The following is a 10,697-nucleotide window of genomic DNA, read 5'->3' as shown; positions in this document are numbered from 1 at the left end:
GCGTGACCTGCTGGATCGCGAGCGCAAGGAGGCGGCGCAGTGAGGATGCTGGAGACGCTGGACTGGACGCGCATCGAAGCGGAACTGGATTCGGTCGGCCATGCGGTCACGGGGCCGCTGCTGGATGGCGAGAGCTGCAAGGCGTTGGCGGGGCTCTATGAGCAGGACACCCCGTTCCGCAGCCGGGTGGTGATGGAGCGGCACGGCTTCGGCAAGGGGGAATACAAATACTTCACCCATCCGCTGCCCGAGCCGGTCACCGCCTTGCGCGCGCCGCTCTACCACCGCTTGGCGCCGGTCGCCAACCGCTGGGCGGCGGCGATGGGGCTCGACACCCGCTATCCTGCAGAGCATGCCGAGTTCCTGGAGCGCTGCCATGCGGCCGGGCAGACGCACCCGACGCCGCTGCTGCTGAAATACGGTCCCGGTGACTATAACTGCCTGCATCAGGACCTGTATGGCGAGACGGTGTTCCCGTTGCAGGTCGCCATCCTGCTGTCGGCGCCGGGATCGGAGTTCACCGGCGGCGAATTCGTCCTGACCGAGCAGCGGCCGCGCATGCAGTCGCGAGCCACCGTCGTGCCGCTGAGGCTGGGGGAGGCGGTGATCTTCGCGGTGGACCAGCGCCCGGTGCAGGGCACGCGCGGCACTTACCGCGTCCGCCACCGCCATGGCGTCAGTCCGGTGCGTTCGGGCGCGCGCCACACGTTGGGCATCATCTTCCACGACGCGGCGTGAGGCATCATCCCGCTGCCGACGGTGCCCGTGATCCCATGCCGCGCGCTGGGGAATAGCCGCGAACCGCCAGTGCCGCGAACAGCAGGGTGGCGCCGGTGACGACCGCCAGCGCCAACCCGTCGATCCGTCCGTAGAGCGCGAAGCGGATCAGTTCCACCCCATGGGTGAAGGGATTGAGGCTGCACAGCCACCACAGCAGCGGGCCGGCCTCCTCCATGCGGTAGAGCGGATAGAGGGCGGAGGACAGGAAGAAGAGGGGAAACACGACGAAGTTCATCACCCCGGCGAAATTCTCCAACTGGCGGATGGTGGAGGCCAGGACCATGCCGAGCGCCCCCAACATCAACCCATTCAGCAACAGGGCCGGCAGCACGGTCAGCGGCGCCCAGACCGGCAGGTCGATGCCATAGAGCCTGACGATCAGCAGGAAGGCCGCCACCTGGAGAATCGACACCACCACCCCGCCCAGCAGGCGGGCCAGTAGAAGGAAGGCGCGGGGCAGCGGGCTGGTCAGCAGGATGCGCATGCTGCCCATCTCGCGGTCATAGACCATCGACAGCGAGCCCTGCATGCCGTTGAACAGCTGGATCATGCCGATCAGCCCCGGCACGATGTAGACCTCGTAGGGGATATAGGTCTCGTAGGGCGGGATGATGGCGATGCCGAGCGCGGCGCGGAATCCCGCCGCGAAGACGAACAGCCACACCAGCGGCCGGACCAGCGCGCCGAGGAAGCGCTCGCGCTGATGCACGAAGCGCAGCACCTCGCGTGCGACGATGCCCTGGAAGGCGATCCACCATCCTCCGAACCGCCGACCGGTCATGCTGCGGCCTCCACTTCGGCGGTGGGCCGGACGGCGGTCAGCCGGTCGAAGCTCTCCGCCACGGTGGCGCAGCCGGTCTCTTCATTCACCGCGGCGACCGGCCCGTTGGCGCGCACCCGGCCGCGGTGCAGGACCACCACATGGTCGGTGGCTGGGTCGATCTCGTCGATCAGATGGGTGGCCCACAGCACGGCGATGCCGTCCTCCGCGCACAGGGCGTGGACGTGACGGATCAGGGTGCGGCGGGCGGGGATATCCAGCCCGACGGTCGGCTCGTCCAGCAGCAGCAGGGTCGGACGGTGCAGCAGGGCGCGGGCGATCTCCACCCGCCGGCGGTGGCCGCCGTTCAGCGCGCGAACCTTCTCCGTCCGCCGTTCGAACAGGGAGAGACGGGTGAGTTCCGTTTCGATCCGCCGGTCGGCCTCGCGCCGGCCGATGCCGTGCAGGGCCGCGAAATAGCGGAGATTCTGCACCACCGTCAGGTCGAGATCGAGGGTCGGCTGCTGGAACACCACGCCCAGATGGGCCAGCGCGTCGCCCGGTGCCTGCGCGATGTCGTGGCCGTGGATGCGCACCCGTCCGGCGGTCGGCCGCAGCAGACCGGTCGCGAGCGCGAACAGCGTGCTCTTGCCTGCGCCGTTGGGGCCGAGCAGGCAGGTGAAGGCGCCGGGCATCACGCGGAAGCCGACATCCTCCAGCGCGAGGCGGTTTCCGCCATAGCTGTGGCGCAGTCCATCGACCTCCAGTGCCGGCACCGTCATTCCGCCGTTCCTCTCTGCCTCAGCCCCTGTTCGTCTCAACCCTTGACCGCCACGCCCCAGGGATAACGGCCGACCTTGACCGTCTTCGTCACCTTCAGGCTGTCGACGTCGATCACCGACACATCGCCGCTGACCCCGTTGGTGGTGTAGAGCATCTTCTGGTCCGGCGTCAGCGCCAGCTGCCAGACGCGGCGGCCGACCAGCAGGTAATCCTTCACCTCGAAGGTCTTGGCGTCCACCACCGCAACGTGGTTGGCGGGCCCGAGCGCGACGAAGGCATAGCGGCCGTCGTCGGTCAGCTTGACGCCCACCGGTTGGATGCGATCCTTGGCGATGCCCTTGATGTGGAAATCGACGACCTTCGTGACCTTGCGGCTGGCGGTGTCGATGACGCTGACGGTGCCGCCGATCTCCGACGAGACCCACAGCTGCGAACCGTCCTTGGTGAATTGGGCATAGCGCGGACGGGGGCCGACCAGCGTGTTGTCGACCACCTGCCGCTTTTCCATGTCGATCCAGTGCACCATGCTGGTCGTCTCGGAGGTGTTGACACCCCAGCGTCCATCGGGGCTGACGTCCATCCCCTCCGGCTCCACCCCGACATCGACCTGGAAGGCGACCTTGCGCGTCGGCACGTCGACCACGGTGACGATGTTGCTGTCCTCGTTGGCGATGATCAGGTTCTTGCCGTCGGGGCTGAGGGCGAACTGCTCCGGATCCTCGCCGGAGGGCAGGTTGTGGACGATCTTCTTGCTGGCGAGGTCGAGGACCTGCACCGCATGGTCGTCGCTGGCACAGATGAACAGCTGGGTGCCGTCCTTCGACAGGGTGATGCCGCGCGGGCGCTTGCCGACCTTGATCGTGTCGGTGACGGCCATGGTCTTGCCGTCGATCACGGACAGGCTGTTGTCCTTCTCGTTCGACACATAGATGGTCTGGGCGGAGACGGTCGACGCCACGGTGGCGGCGACCAGGGCGGCTAAGGATATGCCGGTGAAGCGGGCGGCGGTCATGGCGTGGTCTTTCCTCGCGTCTTGCAGAGCGTTTCCGGTTGGTCGTAGCCCAGGCTGTCCAGTTCGGTGTGCGGGTGCAGGAATCCCTCCTGCGGCGACACCGACACCACCGACCGGTCGGCGGCGAGCAGCACCGGCTGGCGCAGCTGCCCGTCCCAGGGCCGCAGGCTGAGCGGTGCGCCGCGGAATGCCGACATGGTGAAGTCGGGCGATTGGATGAAGGCGATCAGGCGGCCGGGGTCGGCGGAGCGGGTGCGGGCGGCGGCCTCGCCCACCACGCGGACGGCGGTCCAGTCATTGTGGTCGCGCGCGGTCATCGGGCGCTTGGCCGCGGCCTTGAAGCGGGATTGCAGCTGTGCCGCGCCCCATTGCTCGTGGGTGCGGTGCCAGACGGTGGGGACCAGCCCCTGGGTGCCGGCGACCGGGCGGGGATCGGCGGTGCGGTAGGACAGGTAGTCGCCGAATTCCCCGACCTCGTCGGCGACGATCAGCACGTCGTAGGCCTTGGCCTGGGTGAAGACCGGAATTTCGGATTCTGCCGTGCGGTTGACGTCGCTTTCGGCCGTCCATTCCTTTTCCGCCACGATCTGGGCGCCGAAGCGCTTGGCGGTGCGGCGGATCGCGTCGGCGTACAGCTTGTCCTCCGGCCGGCGGCCGGTGACCAGGAACCAGCGCGGCCAGCGCTTCTTCACCAGATATTGGCCAAGCGCGTCGGCCAGCATCGCCCGGCTGGGGGCCACATGGATCAGGTTGGGGGCGCAGGCGCTGCCGCGCAGGGCATCGTCAGGCGCGTTGGCGTTCAGCAGAAGCAGGTTGCGGGCCTCCGGCAGCTTCGACAGGGCTTCCACCGTGGCGCCGGGGGCGTCGACGATGACGAAGCGGTCACCGCGGCCGGCCAGCTCGCGCAGGGCCGCGGCGGCATCGCCGTCCGGCGGCACCTCCACGCTGTCGAGCAGGAAGGTCTGCTTGAGGAACTTGCCGGTCGTGTTGTTGTCGGCGATGGCGAGATTCGCGCCGGCCAGCCCGTCGTCGGCTGCCGGCTCGTCGGGGTTGGAGACCGAGGGCGGCGGTTCCGGCGTCTGCGACAGCAGGCCGATGCGGATCTCGCCGACAGTCTGGGCTGCGGCACCGGCACCGGGCGTCCCGGCGAGCAGGACTGCGGCGAGGGCGGCCAGCGATGAACTGCGCAAAAGGCCGGGAAGGCGGGGCTTGGTCATCATATCCGTCGGAACGCCAACTGTTTGGTGTGCAGCCTATCTGGCGAATCCGGACGGCGGAATGCGACTATGGAAGGATGGACAGGCGACGGCAGGGGCGGGACCCCGTCTTGTACGAAAGTCCAATTATTGGTGTGACGGAGCGATGGCTATCCTGGCTGCCCGTTCCATGATGAAACCACCACTGCCGGGACTTGCCATGGCGTATGTAACCCGCCGCCGATTCCTGTCCGGACTGGCCGCAAGCTGCGCGTCTGTCGGAATCGCGTCTGCACTCGGCGTTCCGCGCAGTGCCGCCGCCCGGCCGCTCGACGAGGTGATGGAGCGCGGCCGACTGCGCGTGGCGGTCTACCGCGACTTTCCGCCCTTCTCCTTCCAGCGCGACGGCAAGCTGGTGGGCATCGACGTCGATCTGGCCAAGGCGATCGCCGAGAAGCTGGGCGTCAAGGCCGACATCTACGAGCAGATTCCCGGCGAGACGGTGTCGGACGATCTGCGGGTGGCGGTCTGGCGCGGCAGCCTGTTCGGCGGCGAGCTGGCCGACATCATGATGCACATCCCCTATGACAAGCAATTCGGGCTGATGAACCCGGAAGCCGTGTTGTTCGGCCCCTATCATCACGAGGTGTTCGCACTCGCCCGCGATCCGCAGCGGGTGCGCTCCGCCGTGCTGGCGACCCTGCCGGACGAACCGATCGCGGTGGAGATCGACAGCGTTCCCGACTTCTTCCTTCTGGGCCTGCAGGGCGGCCGGCTGCGCAGCCGCGTCATCCATTGCCCGACGCCCGAGGCCGCCATCGAGAAGCTGACCTCCGGCGAGGCCGCGGCGGTGCTGGCGCCGCTGAGCCAGGTGCAGGCGGCGCTGGGCGCGCGGGCCGAGCAGTTCCCGGTCACCACGGTGAGCCTGCCGGGCATGATGACCTCCAACTGGAACATCGGCATGGCGACCAAGGAGAACGCCCGCGACCTCGCCTACAGCATCGGTGACGCGGTGACGGCGCTGACTGAAGACGGGACCATGGGCCGGATCTTCGCCGCCTACGGCGTCACCCACACGCCGCCGCCGCTGGTGGAGTGAGCGGGACGGAAGGAACTCGGCCGGTCGGGAGGAGATGGATGGGACACGCCCTTTACCAAGCAGGTCTGGCCGGCGCGATGATCGTCGTCGCGGGCACCGCGTTCGCGGCAAGCTCTCCCTCCGATCCGCTGAACTCGGTGATGTGGGAGGCGCTGCGCGACCAGTATTTCGCCGGCGCGCCGGTGGTGTTCGACGATGCGGTCCGGGTCAACGCCCCCGCGGCGGCTGAGGACACGCGCGCGGTGCCGGTCTCGGTCGACGCCACGGCGCTGGGCAAAGTGGTGGAGATGGTGGCGATCGCCGACCTCAACCCCTTCCCGCTGGTGCTGCGCTACCATCCCGGCACCGCCGCGCCCTACATCGCCACCCGCATCAAGATCCAGCAGGCCACCGCCGTGCGCGGTGCGGCACGGACCGCCGACGGGGTGTGGCATGTCTCCGGCGTGATGGTGGACGCGGCGGGTGGCGGCTGCAGCGCGCCGCCGGCGTCCTATGCCCAGAAGGATTGGGCCGACCATGTCGGCGAGGTGCAGGCCCGGCTGTGGCCGGCGGACACCGACGGCGTGGCGCGGCTGCGGCTGCGCATCCGCCATCCCAACGACACCGGTCTGGTCGACGGCATCCCCGCCTATTTCATCGAGACCCTGCAGGTTGAGGCGCAGACCCCCGGCGGTTCGCCGGAACTGGCGCGCATCGACAGTCTGGAGCCGGTGTCGGAGAATCCGGTCTACTCGTTGGACGTCCGTCCGCCACCGGACGCCACGGCGCTGGTGCTGCGCGGCCGGGACAATCAGGGCGGCGAAATCCGCGCGACGATTCCGATGCCGCCGCCCGACGCCCGACCCGCGATGAGACCGGCGATGTCGCTGAAGCCTGCCGATCAGCCCTGGAGTGTCGGGCAATGAGCATGCCGCTTCTGCGCCGGCTGGCGCTGACCACCGCCTTTGCCACCGCCATGATGGTTGGCGCGGCGACAGGATCGGCGCGGGCAGCCGGGCCGCTGACCTATGATCTGAAGCCGACGCGCATCGCCCCCGACACCTATGTCTTCGAAGGCTCGACCAAGCATTTCACCCGCGCCAACGGCGGCAACATCCTGAATGCCGGCTTCATCGTCACGGCCGACGGGGTGATCGTCATCCAGACCGGCCCGTCCCGCCGCTATGGCGAGGAGATGCGCGCGGCCATCCGCAAGGTCACCGAAAAGCCGATCCGCAAGGTGTTCATCAGCAACCTGCACCCGGACTATTGGTTGGGGTCCCAGGCCTTCGCCGACGTGCCCATCGCGGCCCTGCCCGGCACCATCGCCGGCATCCAGGAGGAGGGGAGCGGCATCGCCGACAACATGTACCGACTGGTCGGCGACTGGATGCGCGGCACCGAGGTGACGGTGCCGACGGAGCCGGTCTATGGCTCGACCGTCAAGTTCGGCGACCACCGGCTGCGGCTGATCCCGTTGAGCGGCCACACCGCCGCCGACCTGATGATTTTGGACGAGACGACGGGTGTGCTGTTCACCGGCGGCGTGGTCTTCTGCGACCGCACCCCAACGACTCCGCACGCCACCGTCGCCGACTGGCTGAAAGAACTGGACGCCGTCGACGCGCTGGACATCCGGCTGCTGGTGCCCAACCATGGGCACATCCGGTCCGACAAGGCCTGCGTCGCCCAGACGCGCGACTGGCTGACCTGGCTGGACGGCACGCTGCGCCATGCGGTGGACTCCGGCCTCGACATGGCGGAAGCGTTGGAACTGCCGATACCTGAGCGATTCGAAGTGCTGGACGTGCTGCGCGAAGAGTATCGCCGCTCCGTCGCCCATCTCTGGCCTAAGATCGAACAGGCTGCTCTGCCGCGGGTCAATTGAAGCGCGGGGGGTGAAGCGCGGCGGGCTGACGTTTACGCCTGCTACTATCCGACAATTTACCCAACCGATCATCCGTCTACACTGCCGATATCGTAAAGCGACGCGGTCCCTTCGGCCGCCAAAAGCTTAAAAAGCCGCCCCGATCCCGCTTCTCACCGCCGGACCCGCCCGTCCGGCGGCAACGGACGGGTCATGCCCCGGGCGGTGCCGTCATCATCAGTTTTGGGAGGCAACCGCATATGAAGCGCCTGGTTACAAGTCTCGCCCTGGCAGCCTCGCTGACCGCGTTCAGCGCCACCGGCGTCCTGGCCGCCGACGCCCCTGCCGGCCCGTCCAGCGACGATCTGCTGAAGAGCGCCACCAACACCGAAGCGGTCCTGACCTATGGCATGGGGCCCCAGGCCCAGCGCTTCAGCCCGCTGACCGACCTGAACGCCGACACCGTGAAGAAGCTGGTCCCGGTCTGGTCCTTCTCCTTCGGCGGCGAGAAGCAGCGCGGCCAGGAAGCCCAGCCCATCATCTATGACGGCACCATTTACGTCACCGGTTCCTACTCCCGCCTCTATGCGGTCGATGCCCGCACCGGCCACAAGAAGTGGGAATACAACCACCGCCTGCCCGACGGCATCATGCCCTGCTGCGATGTCGTGAACCGCGGCGCGGCGATCTACAAGGACAAGATCTACTTCGCCACGTTGGACGCCCGCCTCGTCGCGCTGAACCGCGAGACCGGCAAGGTCGTGTGGAACAAGAAGCTGCAGGAATACAAGGAAGGCTATTCCAACACCGCCGCCCCGCTGATCATCGACGGCAAGATCATCACCGGCAATTCCGGCGGCGAGTTCGGCGTCATCGGCATGGTCGAGGCCCGCGATGCCGAAACGGGCGAGCTGGTCTGGCAGCGCCCGACCATCGAAGGCAACATGGGCACGCTGAACGGCAAGGAGTCGACCGTCACCGGCAAGACCAACGCCAGCTGGCCCGGCGACATGTACAAGACCGGCGGCGGTGCCACCTGGCTGGGCGGCACCTATGACCCGGAGACCAAGACGCTGTTCTTCGGCACCGGCAACCCGGCGCCCTGGAACTCGCACCTGCGTCCCGGCGACAACCTCTACACCTCGTCCACGCTGGCCATCAATCCGGACAATGGCGAGATCAAGTGGCACTACCAGACCACGCCGCATGACGGCTGGGACTTTGACGGCGTGAACGAGTTCGTGTCCTTCGACCTGAAGAAGGACGGCAAGGTCATCAAGGCCGGCGGCAAGGCCGACCGCAACGGCTTCTTCTATGTCATCGACCGCACCAACGGTAAGCTGATCAACGCCTCGCCCTTCGTCACCAAGATCACCTGGGCCAAGGGCATCGACATCGAGACCGGCCGTCCGATCTACAACGACGACAACCGGCCCGGCGCGCCGGCCACCGGCGATGCGCACGATGCCAAGGGCAAATCGGTCTTCGCGGCTCCCGCCTTCCTGGGTGCCAAGAACTGGATGCCGATGGCCTACAACCCGCAGACCGAGCTGTTCTATGTCCCGGCCAACGAGTGGGGCATGGACATCTGGAACGAGCCGATCACCTACAAGAAGGGTGCCGCCTATCTCGGCGCCGGCTTCACCATCAAGCCGCTGTATGACGATTACATCGGCGCGCTGCGCGCCGTCGATCCGAAGACCGGCAAGATCGTCTGGGAATACAAGAACCCGGCTCCGCTGTGGGGCGGCGTCCTGACCACCGCCGGCAATCTCGTCTTCACCGGCACGCCGGAAGGCTATCTGAAGGCCTTCGACGCCAAGTCCGGCAAGGAAGTCTGGAAGTTCCAGACCGGCTCCGGCGTGGTCGGCAGCCCGGTTACCTGGAAGATGGACGGCGAGCAGTATGTCGCCGTGGTCTCCGGCTGGGGCGGTGCGGTGCCGCTGTGGGGCGGCGACGTCGCCAAGCTGGTGAAGGACATCAACCAGGGCGGTTCGCTCTGGGTCTTCAAGCTGCCGAAGGCCTGACCGCAACAGCGGCCAAGCGGGATGGGGGCGGGCCGGAGCGATCCGGTCCGCCCATTCCCGTGTCTGCTCTTATTTGGTCGCTTTGTTATATTTTCCGCGATGTCCTACCATAGTCCAATTATTCGCGGGTCCCGCTGCTGATAACGTCTGCTCATGCGAAGCAAAAGCCGCAGGACGGCTAGAAACAGAGGGAACGTCTTTCTCATGAATGCACGGATTATTCGACTTGCCGCCGCCATTGGTCTGATCGGCGCCGTCGCTCTCCCCGGTCTGGTCTATGCCCATGGCGATGTCGTTCCCCAGCCGGTCGACACCACCGGGCTGGAGAAGCTGGGCGAGACCTGGCGGGACAGCAATCCCTACCGCGGCAACGAGCGCGCCATCGAGATCGGCTCGTCGGCCTTCAACCAGAACTGTGCACGCTGCCACGGCCTGGGTGCTGTGTCCGGCGGCATCGCTCCCGACCTGCGCTATCTGGAAAAGGGCGATGCCGGTGACGAGTGGTTCAAGGAGCGCGTCACCAACGGCTCGATCCGCAACGGCGTGACCTATATGCCGAAGTTCGGCGAGGCGCTGGGCCAGGAGGCTCTGTGGTCGATCCGTTCCTGGCTGGAAACCGTGCACGAGGAATGACCCCTGCCGGATCATTGGCTCTTCCCTTCCACGCTTCACATCCAAGGTGGTCATCCATGATTCGCAGAACCGCATCCCTGGTCGCCGTCGCGGCCGCCCTGCTGGCCGCTCCCGCCTTCGCGGCCGATCACGCCACGCCGGAACAGGCGAAGTCGCTGGTCGCCGACGCCGTCGCCTATCTGAAGGCCAAAGGGCCGGATGAGGCGACCAAGGCCTTCCAGGACCCCAAAGGCAGCTTCCGCCGCGGTGAGCTGTATGTCTTCGTCTTCGACACCGATGGCCGCTACGTCGCCTCCGGCGCCAACCCGAAGCTGGCCGGTACCGACGCCGCCAACCTGAAGGACGCCGAAGGCAAGCCCATCGTCCAGGCGATGATCTCGGAAACCAAGGAAAAGCCGAACGCCGTCATCGACTATGTCTGGCTGAACCGCCAGACCAACAAGGTCGAGCACAAGCATTCCTACATCACCCGCGACGGCCATTACATCGTCGGGGCGGGGACCTATGACCAGTGAGCGCCCGTCAGTGAGCGTATGACGCGCCGTCCCCGGTCGATGCCCT

Annotated in this window: 12 protein-coding genes (1 of these 12 cut by a window edge); 8 read left to right on the top strand and 4 right to left on the bottom strand. The window is 67.1% G+C overall.

What is annotated here, in order from left to right; genetic code table 11:
* Both ada and M5E06_RS19910 read left to right on the top strand, forming a co-directional pair.
* Nucleotides 1-43 carry the end of a bifunctional DNA-binding transcriptional regulator/O6-methylguanine-DNA methyltransferase Ada gene (ada, locus tag M5E06_RS19915; RefSeq protein WP_252139683.1) on the top strand. Its footprint begins 1,046 nt before the window's first position, so the window shows 43 of its 1,089 coding nt (coding positions 1,047-1,089); its start codon lies beyond the left edge, outside the window; it ends in the stop codon at nt 41-43.
* Between the two features lie 2 nt (nt 44-45).
* On the top strand, nt 46-738 hold the full coding sequence (locus M5E06_RS19910; RefSeq protein ID WP_252139936.1) for a 2OG-Fe(II) oxygenase: 693 nt from the start codon (nt 46-48) through the stop codon (nt 736-738).
* Nucleotides 739-742: 4 nt separating this feature from the next.
* Here the strand turns inward: M5E06_RS19910 and M5E06_RS19905 are convergent, their stop codons facing one another.
* Genes M5E06_RS19905 through M5E06_RS19890 form a run of 4 tightly spaced genes read right to left on the bottom strand, consistent with a single transcriptional unit; the run spans nt 743 to nt 4,555 of the window.
* Nucleotides 743-1,561: a lanthanide ABC transporter permease protein PedC gene (locus M5E06_RS19905; RefSeq protein WP_252139682.1), complete on the bottom strand. Its 819-nt coding sequence runs from the start codon at nt 1,559-1,561 to the stop codon at nt 743-745.
* On the bottom strand, nt 1,558-2,322 hold the full coding sequence (locus M5E06_RS19900) for a lanthanide ABC transporter ATP-binding protein PedB/LutE (RefSeq protein ID WP_252139681.1): 765 nt from the start codon (nt 2,320-2,322) through the stop codon (nt 1,558-1,560). The genes M5E06_RS19905 and M5E06_RS19900 overlap by 4 nt, the downstream gene beginning before the upstream one ends.
* A gap of 35 nt (nt 2,323-2,357) precedes the next feature.
* Nucleotides 2,358-3,335, bottom strand: coding sequence for a YVTN family beta-propeller repeat protein (locus tag M5E06_RS19895; RefSeq protein ID WP_252139680.1), 978 nt, complete (start codon nt 3,333-3,335; stop codon nt 2,358-2,360).
* A complete protein-coding gene (locus tag M5E06_RS19890) occupies nt 3,332-4,555 on the bottom strand; it encodes a lanthanide ABC transporter ABC transporter substrate-binding protein PedA1 (RefSeq protein WP_252139679.1) in 1,224 nt (407 codons plus the stop codon). The genes M5E06_RS19895 and M5E06_RS19890 overlap by 4 nt, the downstream gene beginning before the upstream one ends.
* Before the next feature lie 196 nt (nt 4,556-4,751).
* Here M5E06_RS19890 and M5E06_RS19885 point away from each other — a divergent pair, with 196 nt between their 5' ends.
* The 6 genes from M5E06_RS19885 to M5E06_RS19860 all read left to right on the top strand — a co-directional run bounded on the left by M5E06_RS19885 (nt 4,752) and on the right by M5E06_RS19860 (nt 10,651).
* Complete coding sequence (locus tag M5E06_RS19885; RefSeq protein WP_252139678.1) at nt 4,752-5,630, top strand: transporter substrate-binding domain-containing protein; 879 nt, start codon at nt 4,752-4,754, stop codon at nt 5,628-5,630.
* 38 nt (nt 5,631-5,668) lie between these two features.
* Nucleotides 5,669-6,535 carry a quinoprotein dehydrogenase-associated SoxYZ-like carrier gene (locus tag M5E06_RS19880; RefSeq protein ID WP_252139677.1) on the top strand — a complete coding sequence of 289 codons (867 nt, stop codon included), beginning with the start codon at nt 5,669-5,671 and terminating at the stop codon, nt 6,533-6,535.
* Nucleotides 6,532-7,497: a quinoprotein relay system zinc metallohydrolase 1 gene (locus M5E06_RS19875; protein ID WP_252139676.1), complete on the top strand. Its 966-nt coding sequence runs from the start codon at nt 6,532-6,534 to the stop codon at nt 7,495-7,497. The genes M5E06_RS19880 and M5E06_RS19875 overlap by 4 nt, the downstream gene beginning before the upstream one ends.
* A 239-nt stretch (nt 7,498-7,736) precedes the next feature.
* Nucleotides 7,737-9,503 carry a methanol/ethanol family PQQ-dependent dehydrogenase gene (locus tag M5E06_RS19870; RefSeq protein ID WP_136703868.1) on the top strand — a complete coding sequence of 589 codons (1,767 nt, stop codon included), beginning with the start codon at nt 7,737-7,739 and terminating at the stop codon, nt 9,501-9,503.
* A gap of 204 nt (nt 9,504-9,707) precedes the next feature.
* On the top strand, nt 9,708-10,136 hold the full coding sequence (gene pedF / locus M5E06_RS19865) for a cytochrome c-550 PedF (RefSeq protein WP_252139675.1): 429 nt from the start codon (nt 9,708-9,710) through the stop codon (nt 10,134-10,136).
* 56 nt (nt 10,137-10,192) lie between these two features.
* Entirely contained in the window at nt 10,193-10,651 is a 459-nt protein-coding gene (locus M5E06_RS19860) for a cache domain-containing protein (protein ID WP_252139674.1), read from the top strand.
* The last annotated feature ends 46 nt before the right edge of the window (nt 10,652-10,697 follow it).

The organism is Azospirillum sp. A1-3, assembly GCF_023806445.1.
Lineage (GTDB): Bacteria > Pseudomonadota > Alphaproteobacteria > Azospirillales > Azospirillaceae > Azospirillum.
This window is presented reverse-complemented; position numbering and strand designations above follow the sequence as displayed.